The 14,682-nt window shown below is 59.4% G+C and carries 17 protein-coding genes; 3 read left to right on the top strand and 14 right to left on the bottom strand.

Features of this window, described 5'->3' with window-relative positions; genetic code table 11:
* On the top strand, positions 1 to 187 hold a 187-nt coding region (locus L3J03_10680), incomplete at its 5' end, for a hypothetical protein (GenBank protein MCF6291445.1).
* Here the strand turns inward: L3J03_10680 and L3J03_10675 are convergent.
* Together L3J03_10675 and L3J03_10670 are read right to left on the bottom strand one after the other, a co-directional pair.
* Positions 149 to 1,933 carry an extracellular solute-binding protein gene (locus tag L3J03_10675; protein MCF6291444.1) on the bottom strand — a complete coding sequence of 595 codons (1,785 nt, stop codon included), beginning with the start codon at positions 1,931 to 1,933 and terminating at the stop codon, positions 149 to 151. The two genes, L3J03_10680 and L3J03_10675, sit on opposite strands and share 39 nt — an antisense overlap.
* Before the next feature lie 13 nt (positions 1,934 to 1,946).
* On the bottom strand, positions 1,947 to 2,312 hold the full coding sequence (locus L3J03_10670; protein ID MCF6291443.1) for a hypothetical protein: 366 nt from the start codon (positions 2,310 to 2,312) through the stop codon (positions 1,947 to 1,949).
* Between L3J03_10670 and L3J03_10665 the strand changes: the two genes are divergently transcribed.
* Positions 2,274 to 3,557 (top strand): 3-isopropylmalate dehydratase large subunit, encoded by a 1,284-nt coding sequence (locus L3J03_10665; GenBank protein MCF6291442.1) that lies wholly within the window; start codon positions 2,274 to 2,276, stop codon positions 3,555 to 3,557. The two genes, L3J03_10670 and L3J03_10665, sit on opposite strands and share 39 nt — an antisense overlap.
* A gap of 28 nt (positions 3,558 to 3,585) precedes the next feature.
* Positions 3,586 to 4,107 carry a 3-isopropylmalate dehydratase small subunit gene (locus tag L3J03_10660; GenBank protein ID MCF6291441.1) on the top strand — a complete coding sequence of 174 codons (522 nt, stop codon included), beginning with the start codon at positions 3,586 to 3,588 and terminating at the stop codon, positions 4,105 to 4,107.
* A 2-nt stretch (positions 4,108 to 4,109) separates the two neighbouring features.
* Here the strand turns inward: L3J03_10660 and L3J03_10655 are convergent, their stop codons facing one another.
* From L3J03_10655 to L3J03_10600, 12 genes are all read right to left on the bottom strand, one after another.
* Positions 4,110 to 5,435, bottom strand: a complete 1,326-nt coding sequence (locus L3J03_10655; GenBank protein MCF6291440.1) for a cyclic nucleotide-binding domain-containing protein — start codon at positions 5,433 to 5,435, stop codon at positions 4,110 to 4,112.
* 5 nt (positions 5,436 to 5,440) lie between these two features.
* Positions 5,441 to 6,082, bottom strand: coding sequence for an ABC-type transport auxiliary lipoprotein family protein (locus L3J03_10650; protein ID MCF6291439.1), 642 nt, complete (start codon positions 6,080 to 6,082; stop codon positions 5,441 to 5,443).
* A 232-nt stretch (positions 6,083 to 6,314) separates the two neighbouring features.
* Complete coding sequence (locus L3J03_10645) at positions 6,315 to 7,271, bottom strand: MlaD family protein (GenBank protein MCF6291438.1); 957 nt, start codon at positions 7,269 to 7,271, stop codon at positions 6,315 to 6,317.
* Positions 7,272 to 7,301: 30 nt separating this feature from the next.
* On the bottom strand, positions 7,302 to 8,102 hold the full coding sequence (locus L3J03_10640) for an ATP-binding cassette domain-containing protein (GenBank protein MCF6291437.1): 801 nt from the start codon (positions 8,100 to 8,102) through the stop codon (positions 7,302 to 7,304).
* A 23-nt stretch (positions 8,103 to 8,125) separates the two neighbouring features.
* Entirely contained in the window at positions 8,126 to 9,283 is a 1,158-nt protein-coding gene (locus L3J03_10635) for an MlaE family lipid ABC transporter permease subunit (protein MCF6291436.1), read from the bottom strand.
* A 224-nt stretch (positions 9,284 to 9,507) separates the two neighbouring features.
* Positions 9,508 to 10,269: a transporter gene (locus L3J03_10630; protein ID MCF6291435.1), complete on the bottom strand. Its 762-nt coding sequence runs from the start codon at positions 10,267 to 10,269 to the stop codon at positions 9,508 to 9,510.
* A gap of 455 nt (positions 10,270 to 10,724) precedes the next feature.
* Complete coding sequence (locus L3J03_10625) at positions 10,725 to 10,985, bottom strand: SufD family Fe-S cluster assembly protein (GenBank protein ID MCF6291434.1); 261 nt, start codon at positions 10,983 to 10,985, stop codon at positions 10,725 to 10,727.
* Positions 10,972 to 11,397 carry a DUF2784 domain-containing protein gene (locus L3J03_10620; protein MCF6291433.1) on the bottom strand — a complete coding sequence of 142 codons (426 nt, stop codon included), beginning with the start codon at positions 11,395 to 11,397 and terminating at the stop codon, positions 10,972 to 10,974. The genes L3J03_10625 and L3J03_10620 overlap by 14 nt, the downstream gene beginning before the upstream one ends.
* Positions 11,394 to 11,609 (bottom strand): hypothetical protein, encoded by a 216-nt coding sequence (locus L3J03_10615; GenBank protein ID MCF6291432.1) that lies wholly within the window; start codon positions 11,607 to 11,609, stop codon positions 11,394 to 11,396. The genes L3J03_10620 and L3J03_10615 overlap by 4 nt, the downstream gene beginning before the upstream one ends.
* An 87-nt stretch (positions 11,610 to 11,696) precedes the next feature.
* Entirely contained in the window at positions 11,697 to 12,623 is a 927-nt protein-coding gene (locus L3J03_10610) for a DnaJ domain-containing protein (protein MCF6291431.1), read from the bottom strand.
* Positions 12,624 to 12,845: 222 nt separating this feature from the next.
* Complete coding sequence (locus L3J03_10605) at positions 12,846 to 13,265, bottom strand: single-stranded DNA-binding protein (protein MCF6291430.1); 420 nt, start codon at positions 13,263 to 13,265, stop codon at positions 12,846 to 12,848.
* A 246-nt stretch (positions 13,266 to 13,511) separates the two neighbouring features.
* On the bottom strand, positions 13,512 to 14,633 hold the full coding sequence (locus L3J03_10600) for a DNA photolyase (GenBank protein ID MCF6291429.1): 1,122 nt from the start codon (positions 14,631 to 14,633) through the stop codon (positions 13,512 to 13,514).
* Between the last annotated feature and the right edge of the window lie 49 nt (positions 14,634 to 14,682).

The following is a 14,682-nucleotide window of genomic DNA, read 5'->3' as shown; positions in this document are numbered from 1 at the left end:
GCCGCCGCGGCGAAGCGAGTTCCTGCTTGATAGCCTGTTTATGAACAGCCGGCCCTTCTCAATGGAGCGGCCGTTGGTAGAAGAAAACCCCTTTCCCGATAGGAGGGGGTTTACTGAATGTTTACCCGGACCAAATCAAAAAAACCGGTTATTTCATCCACCAGGTCATCAGGGCCTGGATCGGTGAATAGTAGAGGGGAAGGGTCCCGGGCCGGTCAAAGATGTTCCAATAGGCCACCCGGTGCACGGCCAGATACCAGTTGGGGACCACATAATAGCCGTACCAGAGGACCCGGTCCAGGGCCCGGCAGGCCGCGTCCAGTTCCTCCTGGCCGGTGGCGTAGATGATCTTCTCCACCAGCGCATCCACCACCGGGTCCTTGAGCCCGATGAGGTTGCGCGAGCCCGGAACATCGGCCGTTGAAGAGTGCCAGTAGTCGCGCTGCTCGTTGCCCGGTGACTGGGACTGACCGAAGACGTTGACCACCATGTCATAATCGAACCGCTGGACCCGGTCGATATACAGGGCCGGGTCGATGGAACGGTAGCTGATCTTGATCCCCAGCTTGGCCAGGTTCTTGGCATAGCCAGCCATTACCCGTTCAAAGGAGGGGGAGACCAGCAGAATCTCAAAAACAAACGGCCGGCCGGCCCGGTCCCGCAGAGACCCGTCTTTCACCTGCCAGCCGGCCGCGGCCAGCAGCTTTTTAGCGGCCCGGAGATTATGGCGCAGGCTTGCCGGCGGATTGGTGGAAAAGGGTGTGGGCGGGGTGGTGAACACCTCGGGGGGCAGCTGGTCGCGAAACGGCTCCAGGTATGAGAGTTCCAGCCCCTGGGGCAGCCCTTTGGCCGCAAGGTAGGAATTGCTGAAATAGCTGGAGGACCGGGTGTACTGGTTGAAAAAGAGCTTGCTGTTGGCCCACTCGAAATCAAAGGCCAGGACCAGGGCCTTGCGCACCCGGCGGTCGACAAACAGGGGCCGCCGCAGGTTGAAGACAAACCCCTGCATCCCGGCGTTGTTGTGGTGCGGCAGGGTCTCCTTGATGATCGCCCTGCTCTCGAACTTGGGACCGGTGAGGTCCCGGGCCCACTGCTTGGCGATATTGATCGACATGAAATCAAACTCATGGGCCTTAAAGGCCTCCACCGACACGATCTGGTCCTTGAAAAACTTGTAGGTAATGGTGTTGAAATTGAACATCCCCCGCCGGACCGGATGATCGACCGCCCAGTAGTCCGGGTTGCGGCGATAGGTAACCGTCTTGCCGGGCCTTACCTCGTCCAGCACATAGGGACCGCTGCCCAGGGGTATTTCCATTCCCGGGCTGTCAAAGGGATGTTCCCGGTAAAACTTCTCTGAAAACACCGGCACCTCGCAGGCAATAAGAGAAAGTTCCCGGTTGGGCCTGGCAAAATAAAAACGGACCCGCCGGGAGTCCAGGACCTCGGCCCGGGTGATATCCTGGAAATAGGCCTGGTAAAAGGGGTGGGCCGCCGAACTCTTCATGGTCTCCAGGGAGAACTTGACATCCCCGGGAGTCACCGGGCTGTTGTCCGAGAAGCGAGCCCTTTCATCAATGGTAAAGGTTACGGACAGACGGTCCGCGGCCGGCTCGATATCACTGGCGATCAATCCGTACTTGGCAAAGGGCTCATCCAGGCTGGACACGGCCAGGGGCTCGAATACAAAAAAATCGATCCCGGTGGGGGCGCTGCCCTTCAGGGTGTAGGGGTTCAGCTTGTCAAAACTGCCGAGATCGTTGAGCAGCAACCGGCCGCCCTTGACCGCCTGGTCGGAAACATAGTCAAAGCGGGAAAAATCAGCCGGATACCTGAGTTGGCCGTTAATGCTCACCCCGTGGGCGGCAAAGAGCAGGGCCGGATCCAGGATCATGGCTGCCAGCAATATCAGAAAAAAACGAAAAATCCGCATGTGACCTCACTCTTTATAAAAAATGTTTGCCGGCCGCCTCCCCCATCTCCAGAAAAAAAGAGCCCCGGCCGGCGTACGTTCCGGCCGGAAAATGCGCCGGTGGTCCCTGTTCTGTAGCATAACCACCGCGTTGACGCAATGTGGATGCATCAATATCCCCGCCTTGCTCCGCACAGATCAATACTTTTCGTTTGACGCGGCGCACCAAGCTGGGTAATAAAAGTGGTTTCGATTGTTGTTGCATCGCCCGGCGTGACCGGAGCGGATCGAGTTTTTTCAAAAACCGGCCCTGGAGAATAATCCGGGGATGTTCAAATTGTATTGAGAAGAGGTTGAAAACATGGGAAAGACCATTACCGAAAAAATCTTTGCCGCCCATCTCAGGGATACCCCCTGCCCGGGTAACGTGGTTCTGGACATCGACGTGGTGATGTGTCACGAAATCACCACCCCCATTGCCATCACCGATCTGATGGAACGGGGCATGGACCGGGTCTTCGATCCCGCCGGGATCAAGGCGGTGATCGATCACGTCACCCCGTCCAAGGATTCCAAGACCGCCACCCAGGCCAAGATCCTCCGGGACTGGGCCCGGCGCCACCATATCCGCGATTTTTTCGATATCGGCGCCAACGGCGTCTGCCACGCCCTGTTTCCGGAAAAGGGCTTCATCCGGCCGGGCAACACGGTGATCATGGGCGATTCCCACACCTGTACCCATGGTGCCTTTGGCGCCTTTGCCGCCGGCATCGGCACCACCGACCTGGAGGTGGGGATCCTCAAGGGGGTCTGTTCCTTCAAGGAGCCGGAGACCATGAAAATCGAGATCACCGGCTGCCTGGCGGACGGGGTATATGCCAAGGACGTTATCCTGCACATCATCAAGAAGCTGACCGTGAACGGCGCCACCAACAAGGTGATGGAGTTCACCGGTCCGGTAGTTGAAAAAATGTCGATGGAGTCGCGGATGACCCTCTGCAACATGGCCATCGAGGCCGGCGCCACCTGCGGGGTCTGTCTGCCCGACCGGGTCACTGCCGACTATCTCTGGCCCCACATCCAGGACGACTACCCGACCGTCGCGGCGGCGGTCGCGGATTTTAAAAAATATCATTCCGACCCGGATGCGGTGTATGCCGAGACCATGACCTTCGAGATCTCCGGCCTGACGCCCCAGGTCACCTTCGGCTTCAAGCCGGACGAGGTCAAGGACATCAGCGAGATGGCCGGCACAAGGGTGGACCAGGTCTACATGGGTTCCTGCACCAACGGCCGGATCGAGGATCTGCGCCAGGCGGCCCGGATCCTCAAGGGCCGCACCCTGGCCGCCGAGGTCCGCGGCATCCTGTCGCCGGCCACCCCGGCGGTCTATGCCCAGGCCATGGAGGAGGGGATCATCACCATCTTCATGCAGGCCGGTTTCTGCGTTACCAACCCCACCTGCGGCGCCTGCCTGGGGATGAGCAACGGGGTGCTGGCCGAGGGCGAATCCTGCGCCTCCACCACCAACCGCAACTTCAACGGCCGGATGGGCAAGGGCGGGATGGTCCACCTGATGAGCCCGGCCGCCGCGGCCGCAACCGCGGTTACCGGCGCCATTACCGATCCCCGGGATTTTTTGTAAATAAAAGAAACAATAGATGGAGAAGATGATGAAACAGTTCGGCGGTCCGGCCCTTTTCCTGGACAGAAACGATATCAACACCGATGAGATCATCCCGGCCAAGTACCTGACCGAGAGCAGCAAGAAGGCCCTGGCCCCCTACATCCTCGAGGACCTGAAGCTGGACGGCTTTGATCCCCGGTCCCGGGCGCTGCAGGATGCCCGGGTGATCGTCACCCGGGCCAATTTCGGCTGCGGCTCCTCGCGGGAGCACGCGGTATGGGTCTTTGAGGTCAATGGGATCAACGTGGTGATCGGCGAGGGCTTTGCCCGGATCTTCAGGCAGAACATGTTTAACTGCGGGATGCTGGCCGTGGAGCTGCCCAAGACCGATATCGACCGGATCATGGGCCTGGGTGACGGGGTGGAGATCAGCGTGGACATCGAGGCCGGCCGGCTCACGGCCAGGGGTACGGCCGATGAGGTGGGTTGTAGCTTCACCCTTAATCCCTTTGACCGGGAGTTGATCCTGGCCGGCGGCTGGCTGGCCTATGCTGACAAGAAGTACTGAACCTACCCTCCCCGGCCGGCCGAGTCGAACTTGATTTTCGACAGGATCTTCTCATCCACCCCGAAATCATTATTCAACCGTTCCATGTCCAGCTGAAAGAGCAGCCAGCCGGTCTCGCCCTCCCCGCCCGCCCGCCACTCCATGGCATAGGCGATCTCCACCCCTTTGCGGCCCATGGGATGATCCGCAGCGGCATGGAACAGGGAAAGCAGCTTATAGGGTGAGTGGCCGTACCCCTTGAAGGAGATTCCGCTGTAACTGTGGCCGGTCTCCACCTGCCAGCCCTGGCCCGGCGGGACAAAGGAATTGATAACCTTTTTGTCCATGTCCAGCACGGTCAGCCCGGTAATCCCGAAAAAATCCGGGTTGCGGGTAGCAAAATAATCCCTGAGCACGATGTCGATGGCCCGGCTGTTTCCCCGGACCCGGAGTCCGGCAATGACCGGGGCCAGGGCCCGGCTGTCCTTGATAATCCGGTCCCGGAAACTTGCCTTGCGCTGATCCAGGATGCGCACCCCCCTGGAAAACGAGGCAATACTGAAAGAGATGACGACAACCAGCAGGACGGCCAGGGCCGCCAGCGGGACGAGCCAGCTCCTTATCCGGCGGTACCGCTGTTCCAGCATCTTGGTCCTGGTAACGTCCCGGGCCAGGAAGATGAAACCGTTGACATTATGATGGCCGTCGTAGAGTACGGTGGTACTGGTAGAGATCGAGCGGGCCTCTTCGTTTGGATGTTTAATGGTCAGGATCTTTTCAGTCAGGGATCGGCCGGCATGGATGTCGTCAACGAACTGCCGGTACTCCTCGGGATCATGGTACACCTCGGCCAGGGAGTGCCCCTCCATCTGATCCCAGGTTCGGCCGTGCAGCCTTTCCGCGGCCCGGTTCCAGGCCAGGATCTTCCGGTCCTTGTCGGTCATGATCAACGCGTCGGGCAAATGGTCGCAGAACTCCTTGAGACCATGGGCCACCCGGGTGGTCTCCTGCAGGCGCCGGGCCAGGGTCTTGCTGATCTGCGGGGCCAGGGCCGGGAAATCGACCATGAAATCCGCTATCGTGTCGACCGGAATCCGGATGGCCTTGACCGGTTCACCGGCCTTGACGGTGGCGGTTCTCTTCTCGCCCAGCAGAAAGGACATCTCCCCAACCAATGAACCGGATTCGGAGACAACCGAGATCTTCTGGTCATCCTTAAAGATCTCAAACGAGCCCTGGACCAGGAAATACATGTCCTGGGATGTATCGCCCTCAAGAAACACCGTCTCGCCGGCCTCAAAAAAGACCAGATACTTGTCCAGTTCAGGCAGGTTGCCGATATCGGGCATCGTACTTACCTTGCAGGGGTTGACAGGGCCTGATGGATGCGGATTGCCACCTGGCGGGAGATATCGGCCATGGCCAGACTCATGGCCCGGGCCACCTCCCGGGGCTGTTTATCGCCGCAGGGATAGCGGGCGGTAAACCGCTCCTGGAACAGGACCCGCTTGCTGATATCCGGTTCCCGGGCAACGATCAGGGAAAGATGCAGGGTAATAACCGCCTGCCGGCCGCGATCGGTGTCCCACTCAAGAAATTCATCCACCGTGGCCGCCACCACGTGGGTATGGGGCATGGTGGTGACTGACGGGGATACTGCCTTGAACAGGCCGCTTTGCTGCAAATCGCGGGTCAGAAAATAGGAGACCAGATCAGCCGGGACTGCCCGCCACCGGTGATAGAAATAGGTGTCCAGGTCGAATTGTCGCTCCCGAAAGACTATACGGTTGGTCTCATAGGGCGGGGCCGCGGAAAAACGCTCTACCCGCAGCAGGGCCGCCAGGGGCCCGGTCGCGCCCGGGAGATCAACCGCCGGGCTGTCGTACTCCAGGGTATAGTATTCGATTTCCAGCGCCGGCCGTTTAAGCGTTGCGCAGCCGGCCGAGATCAGGGCCACGGCCAGGACGGTCAGGAAGAAACATCTTTTGCGAATCATGGTCTTTGTTCCATGTTGTTCAGGGGTCAGGGGTCAGGGGTCAGGGGTCAGGGGTCAGGGGTCAGGGGTCAGGGAATATTATATTCCGGGCCACGATCATCGCTCCATATTTTTTACTGTCCACTGCCCACTGTCCACTGTCCACTGTCCACTGTCTTTTCCGTCCTCTGTCCTCTGTCCTCTGTCATCTGTCCTCTGTCCTCTGTCATCTGTCATCTGTCATCTGTCTCTGTCATCTGTCCTCTGTCTTCCGCCGGGGCGGCGGCTGGCTGAACAACAACCGCGACGGCTGATCGTTGAGCTGTTCGAGCAGCTGCTTCAGCTGCCCGCCGGCCGTTTCCAGGTCCCGGCCGACCCTGTAGAGGTTGTTGTTCACCATTGAGATGGAGCTGCCGGTTTTATCCACCACCCCGGAGGCGTTTGCCAGCAGCTGGTTTAGATTACCAACCGCCTTGTCCAGCGCAACGATGGTTCCCTGCAGACCGCCCATGATCTCGTCCCAGCGGGCCGGGTCAAGGTCCCTGTTCAGGCTGGCCAGCGACTGCTTGAGCCCCTTTGAGATTCCCTTGAGGTCAAGATCGACAATGGCCTGGTCCAGGGCGGTCAAGGCATGCCGGGCCTTATCGCCGATGGCCTTGACATCGGTTGCAACCACTGCCTGGTCAATATGATCCAGGGTGATTTTCAAGCGCGCGGAGATTCCGGCGATATCAAAGGTATTCAGTTTCTGGACAATATCGTCGATGCCGCGAAACAGCTGGCTGATATCCGAGGGCCGGGAGGCCAGCACCGGATATTCGGTGGGAAAGCGCAGCTTCGGGGTGCGAATCGGTTCTCCGGCAACATGCCGGTCCAGTTCGATGAACATGCTGCCGGTAATGCCCACCACCTTCAGTTGGGCCACCATGTCCTCTTCCGGCTCAAGGTCGGATTCGATCTTGAGGATCACCTCGATGAGCCGCGAGTCCGGCGCCACCACGATCCGCTCGACCCTGCCGATGGCCACGCCTCGGTACTTGACCGGCGAATCAACGGACAAGCCCTGCACCGATTCGTCAAAGTAGACCGCATAAAAGCTGCCCTTTTCAAAAAAACGGCTCATGCCCAGCCAGATGATCGCCGCCACCGCAATGGTCAGGCCGCTGGCCACGAACAATCCCACCAGGAAATTTCTTCTCCGGTTTATCATATCCAGTTGCTCTCTGCTGTTGCCGGCGCGCTACAACGGCGCCGCAACCTCGGTCCGGGCTGAGGGTTGACGGTTGAAAAACTGGCGGACATACTCGTTTTGGCTATGGTCCCGCAGATAGGCGGGCCGGCCCTCGGCAATGATTCCCCTGGTCCGCTTATCCAGCATGACGATCCGGTCGGCAACCGCAAAGATGCTGGCCAGTTCGTGGGTGACGATGATCATGGTGGTGCCGAGGATCCGGTTGAGATGAATGATCATCTGGTCCAGTTCGGCCGAGGTGATCGGGTCCAGGCCGGCGGAGGGCTCGTCGAAAAACAGTATCCTTGGGTTGAGGGCCATGGCCCGGGCCAGGCCGGCCCGCTTCTTCATGCCGCCGCTGATCTCCGAGGGCAGGTAATCCTCATACCCGCTCAGATTAACCAGGGCCAGCTTCATCCTGACCAGGATATCGATATGCAGCGGCGGCAGGTCGGTATACTCCCGCAGGGGCAGGGCCACGTTTTCGGCAAGCGTCATCGAACCGAACAGGGCGCCGCTCTGGAACAGAATCCCGCACTGGCGCAGGATCTTCTGCAACCCTGCCTCATCGTCACGGTCAAGGAGCGCATCGTTGATGGTAATGGTCCCGGCCATGGGCGAATAGAGACCGATCAGGTGCTTGAGCAAGGTGGACTTGCCGCAGCCGCTTCCCCCCAGGATAACAAAAATCTCGCCCTGATAGACGTCAAAGTTGATGTTGTCGAGGATAATTTCCTCGCCATAGCCGGCCCTGAGGTCACGGACCCGGATTATCACCTTTTTTGCTGCTTTTTTCTCTCTGTCAACCACTGCGTTTTGTCCGTTGCTCCGGGTTATCTCTCCAGATAATGCAGCATAACAACCAGAAGGGAGTCACTCAGAATTATCAGAAAAATGCTGGTAACCACCGCCGAGGTGGTGGCCTGGCCGACCCCGGCGGCGCCGCCCTGGACCTGGAAGCCGCGCAGACACCCGGTCCAGGAGATGAGCAGCGCGAACAGCGCCGCCTTGCCGACGCCCCAGTAGACGTCAAAGAGATCCAGGCTATGGATGGTCTGATTGATGTAGCCGTTGACCGTGAGATCGAGCATGGAGACCCCGACCAGCATCCCGCCGAGGATGGCGAACAGATCGGAAAACAGGGTCAGCAGGGGCACCACCAGCAGGGCGGCGAGCATGCGGGGCAGCACCAGGAAGATGTGCGGATCGATTCCCATGGTGAACAGGGCGTCGATCTCCTCGGAGATCTTCATGGTGCCGATCTCAGCGGCAAAGGCCGAGCCGGAGCGACCGGCAACGATGATCGCGGTCATGATCGGTCCCAGCTCCCGGGTCATGGACAGGCTGACCAGGGAGGCCACGTAGATATTGGCGCCGAACTGGGCAAGCTGCATCGATGACATGAAGGCCATGATCAGACCGAGCAGAAAGCTTATCAGCCCGACGATCGGCAGGGCGTCCACCCCGATCTTGAGCATATTGGTCAGGGTGTCGTTTCCCCTGAGCAGCCGGGGACGCGCCATGACCCGGCAGAAAGAGAGGCAGGTGTCGCCCAGGAAACCGAGCATAAAGGAAACCGTTTGTAATGACTTGACAGTGGCGCCACCCAGTCTGGTGATGGCAGAGGACTGGTCGCGGACCCCGGCCCCGGCCGGTTGGCCGAGGCTGCTGAAATGATGCATTGTCAGGACTCGATCAACCGCTGCCGGGATGTTGCCCAGCCGGAAACGGCCGCCCTGCCGGCTGACCGTGCTCTTGATGCCCGCCAGCAGCACGACCCCGAAGTCATCGATATATTCGACACCAGACAGGTCAAGGGCCACCATCCGCGGCTTTTGTTCCTTGAGCAGGGTGCTGAACTCCTTGATCAGGCGCGAGGCGGAACTCTCATCCAGGCGGCCCTGGAAGACAATGGAAAGCAGACCGGCATCATCCCGGCATAACCGGTATCGGCAGGATGGTGGATTGGTGCTGCAGGCAGAGGATGGCATGGGCGGCTCACATGGGTTGGCATACCTTTTGTTGCGCGTCCTCGATGAACCGGGAGAGGCTGAAGTCTCTGTCGGCCGGGTCGCGCGACTCTATAATGGTATACCTTTTCCATCCACATTCCGCAAGGTTCGCCGCGTCGTCCCTTTTGTCATTCAAGGGAAAGGTGAAGGTAAGCGACAGAAAGGAGACTCCGGGATGTCGATCATCCACCCAGGTGCCATGTTCAGAAACAGATGGTCAGCCCGGCCAGCAGGGAGAAATCCGTTTCCGGGCCGGACAGGCCGTATTTTATTCCCAGGTCAAGGTCAACGGTCTGGTTGATTGAGTAAACAAACCCGCCCAGGATAAAGGCGACCGGGGTGTCTGAGGTGGAATCCGGGTTCCGCTCCCAGCCGATATTGGCCACGCCCCTGAGGCGGTCGTCCAGTTCCAGTTCCGAGGCAAGGGAGAGATGCCAGAGATCCCTCTGCTCATCGGCCAGGTTTTCATTGCGGATATAGCCGAGGTTCAGATGCATGGTTAAGGGAGTCGCCTCGTGGGAGGCGATAAAGAAAAGACTGGCCGTGGCCCGGCCGCTGCCCAGGCCCTGTTGCTCATCACCGGTGGGCACGCTGATCCCCGGTTTCAGGGCCAGGCTCAGGGCGTCCTGGTCGTAGAAACGGTATTTCAGTTCAACCGAGAGATCCGAGACCCCGGCCGCGGTGGTGGTGACCCCGGCCTGCTCGGTCCATGTTGCCAGATAGGGAATGGCGAGGATGAGGTCAACGCTGTCGGTCAACCCATGGCCCAGGGCCACGGCCAGTTCGGTCGCCTCGCTCTTGACGCCTGCCTCATCATCGCTGCCGTATTCCCCGGTGATTTCGATCTGGGAATTGCCCCTGCCCAGGGTGCCGGCATCATCGCTGATCAGCGGGTGCGCGCCAAAGGCGGAATTGCCCGAGAAAACAAGGAAGGTTGCCAGGAAATATCCGGTTATGCGTTTCATTTTTTCCATTCTCCTTTTCAGATGTCCGCTATGCGGGTGGAAGTGATCGTGCTACGTTATTAAAAAAAGTAACACTCGAAAGATAAAAAAATGGTTTTCAAGTGTCAAGGGGTTTGTTACGAGAAATGCGGGCTAACTGGTGTCCGTCCAGAACTGAGCAATTTCGTTCAAGATCAAGGATCGCGAAAAAAATAACCAGATATATCTATCCAATCGGCGTGAAGGGATGTTGGAAACAATCTGGTCGAGCCGTCCGGAAGATAAAAATTTCCGGACGGACATAAGCTTTGTCGGTCTCGCAACAACCCGCTCGACGGACGTGATTCGTCTTGTAACTTGTTGATTTTATTGGGTGGCATTTGAAGCCTTTCGGGTTGTTACGAGTTCATCAAGCTTTGGGGCTGATGGGATTTGTCGGGGGGGGTGATGCCGGGACCTGTGCCCGGCCGGACAATCTACCGGAGTATACCTTTTACAATTACGTCTACCGCCTCTTCAGGGGTCAGGCCGTGCGCCATCAGGGTTTCAAGCTGCCTCTTATCGACGCTGCCGATGGCAGCCTCATGGGTCACCTTGGCCAGGGGATTGGTTACCCTGACTATGGGAATCGCGCTTGCGGTCGCATTATCGCAGACAATTTCCAGGCAGTCCACATGTCCTCTAGCCCCGGCGGCACCGGCCTGAAATGAAAGATTTTTTATTTCAAGAAGCGGCATGTTCCCTTTCTGTTCGATGATGGTTCCGCCACGGTGACCGGGGCCGGACCAGGACCCATGCGAGCACTACCAGGATGGCGAACAGTGTGTAGGCGAGCTGAAAGACCCATGGCGGCAGGTCACAGTAAATCAATCTGTTCAGCCAGTATTGGATAAAACCGGCCGGGTAGGCGGTTCCCTCCGCACCATCCCGCAGCCTGTTTTCCCAAATGGTGAGCGGGCAGACCCGGCCGAGCCAGACCTCGGCGGTAACCAGGCCGATGGCCAGGAGATGGGCAAGCCTGAACCAGAAGTTCTTGACCCATGGCCAGCGACGCAGACCGCCTGATACTATCAATGCCAACCCGATGACCACAAAAGCTATGAACAACGCATGGATGACAAGAATGATGTCTGCCAGCGCCTGATTCACAGGGGGTCACCAAGTCCCGCGGCCAGACCTCGCCCGGCCTGGAGGCCGGCCAATGCGCTGCGGGTCCGCAGAAGGCAGAAGACCAGGGCCAGGGCGCTTGCCGCGTACAGCAACCAGTAAATCCACGCCCCGACTCCGGCCTGCCGGAACAGGGTTTCTTGTGCGCCCACTTCATACCAGGCGATTGCTGCCACCGTGACCAGAAACACCAATGCACCCCATCAGAACGACAAAGAGCAAGGGAACAATCTTTCTCATATCTACCGCCTTTATCCAGTGCAACCCGGTGTAACTACGGTCTACAGACCGGTCTCAGCCAGTTTGCCGATCAACCGCTTTTGCTCGGCGGTCAGTTTCCTGGGTACTTCTATCCCTATCTGGACAAGGATATCCCCACGCGACGATCCCTTGGGGCCGGAGGGTAATCCATGGCCCTTGAGCCGCAGCTTGGCCTGCGGCTGAATACCGGCCGGCACCTTGACCCGCAGTTCCTTGCCCAGGAGGTTGCGCACAGTCACCTCGGTGCCGAGACAGGCGGCGCTGTACGGGATCTTCCGCTCGACAACAAGATCCTTGCCGTGCCGGGTGAAAACAGGATGGGGCTGGATACGGATTACCAGGAAAAGATCGCCCGGCGGGCCGCCCATGGGCGAGGGGGCGCCCTTGCCGGACAGCCGCAGTTTCTTGCCCGCGCCTATCCCGGCCGGGACCTTGACGCTGACATTCTCCAGCCGCCCTTCCCGCCTGAGCGAAATGGTCTTCTCCGCGCCGGTTAAAACCTCGTTCAGGGTCACGGTCAGTTCAAAGGTCTGGTCCGCGCCCTTGACCTGCTGCCGGGCCCGGGGACCGCCGGCCTGGTGGAAAAAGGTCTCAAAAGCACCTCCGCCCGGCCCGGTGGAACGGGTGGAGCGGAAGCTGCCGCCCATGCCGCTGAAACCACCAAAACCGAACTCCCGGAGGATATCATCCAGGTTGGAGCCCCGGAAAATATCCTCCTGGGAATAGCGCTGCTGAAAACCGGAAGCGCCGTAAGCATCGTACTTCTTGCGCTTCTCCGGATCGGAAAGCACGGCATAGGCCTCGCTGATCCGTTTGAATTTTTCTTCAGCCTGTTTATCTCCCTTGGTCCGGTCCGGATGGTACTTCATGGCCAGTTTTCGATAGGCCTTTTTGATCTCATCCGGGGAACTGCTCTTGGAGACCCCCAGTTCTTTGTAATAATTCATAGATTTGGCTTGAGCATCCAGTCGGGTTTATCTTGTTTCCATGTAACCGTTCACCAGGGGCTACAAATTTACGGAACCCACCGGCCGGTAAGCGTTTACCAGGGCCACGGATTCGTGCAAGCAGGACAGCATAAATAAATTCCTGAATCCGTGGCGGCTTGAGCTGATATTCCCCATGCAACCGGCCCAAGGCCGGGGGCGCCGGAGGGTCCAGCCCGGCAGCTAAAACGGCACGTCGTCTCCCATGACCGGGGAGTCCTGCAACGGCGGTTCTTCCTCCTGCTTGGACCCGCCGCTGCCGGCGCCGCTGCCAGCGCCCCGCGGCGACAGCATCTTCATCTCCCGGGCAACGATCTCGGTGGTGTAGCGGGTGTTGCCGTCCCGATCCTCCCATTTCCGGGTCTGGATCCGGCCCTCGATGTAGACCTTGCTGCCCTTGGCAAGGTACTCGCCGCAGATCTCGCCGAGCCGGGCAAAGGCCACCACTCGATGCCATTCGGTTGACTCCTCCCGCTGACCACCCTCTTTTTTCCAGGTCTCGGTGGTTGCCACCCGGAAATTGGCCACCGCAGTACCGTTCTGGGTATAGCGGACCTCGGGATCCGCGCCCAGATTGCCGATCAGAATCGCCTTGTTTATCATTCCTGCTCCTTAAAGCTTGGTTCGTTAATCAACTGCTCCGGTGATCGCGGCCACCGGCGCCCCCTTGCTTTTATCATCTCCCTGAATCCGTCAACGGATCCAGGAATCTCTTAACTACCACAAACAGCCTGGTTTATGCCATCATTCTTCCTGCCGGGAGACGGCCGGCCGGGACAGCCGGTCCGGCAATGGTGCATGGTAACACAATAAGGCCGGAGAGAAAAAAATCAATACCCGGCCATGGCATCAGCCGCCCGTTGACACCGCTTGATCGAGCATGGCCCCCAGCCCGCCACGCCCATCCGGAGAGTAGCCAAAGACCTGCTGCCAGATTTCGCTGCTCTCCATGCAGAGATAAATGCAGGTCCCGGGAGCGGCCCGTTGACGCAGGGCCTCCAGCAGCCCGCGATACATCTCCACCCGCCGGGTCCGGAAATAACGGAGCTTGCCGTCCAGGCCCGGGACAAACTCCTCGTCAAAGAATCGAACCCCGGGGAACCGGGTCCGGGCCAGGGGCCGCAAACCGGGCATGTAGCGCAGGCCGCCGATGCTGATCCAGGCGATCTTCCCGGCGGGCACGGTCTCGAACAGTCGGTCAATGGTCTCCCGGTACTCGGGCAGCCAGCCCGGATAAAAGACAACCGGGTCAAAATGAAAGGCCAGCCGGTAGCCCCAGTCGGCGCAGCGGGCCGCCGCTGCCAGCCGCTGCTCAAGGGTGGCGGAGCGCAACTCGTGGCCGGCCATGATCCGCGGGCTGTTCAGGGACCAGGCCACCACGGTGCGGCCGCCATGGTCGAGACCGGCCAGGTTGTCGATCTCCACGGTCTTGGTCTTTAGCTCCAGGATTGCCTTTTTTTTATCCGCCATATAGCTGACCAGGATCCGGCTCAGGCCGGTGAAGCGGTCCAGGACAAGGCTGTCGGTGAACTCGCCGGTGCCGATCCGCCGGAAACGGTCCGGCTCCGCGACAAAGGCCGCATCCAGTTCGGCAAGCAGGTCATCGACATTAACGAAAAAGGACAGCCAGGGGTTGTTGAGATAGGCCTGGAGAATGCAGTAGGCACAGTCCATGGGACAGTTCATGCCGATGTTCAGCACCTGGTAGCCGCAGCAGAGATACTCCCTGGTGCCGGGACAATCCTTTAAGAACCGGCCCCGGTTGCGGCAGAGGAGCAGTTGCCGTTTGCCGCTGCTCAACCCTTGTGGATATGGAGCAAGGCCGGCCTGCAGCGATTCCGGCCCCTGGACCACGGTCACCGGCAGCCCGGCCCGGGCAATGATCTCCCGGGTATAGGGCAGATCCATGCAATCCTCTTCCACGTAGAGCGAGCGAATGTGGGCGGCAGGGTGTAGACGAATCGATGTCAAGGAGGAATCAGGGCTCACGGGTCAGGGGTCAGGGGTCAGGGGTCAGGGG

The organism is Desulfobacterales bacterium (assembly GCA_021647905.1).
GTDB lineage: Bacteria > Desulfobacterota > Desulfobulbia > Desulfobulbales > BM004 > JAKITW01.
This window is presented reverse-complemented; position numbering and strand designations above follow the sequence as displayed.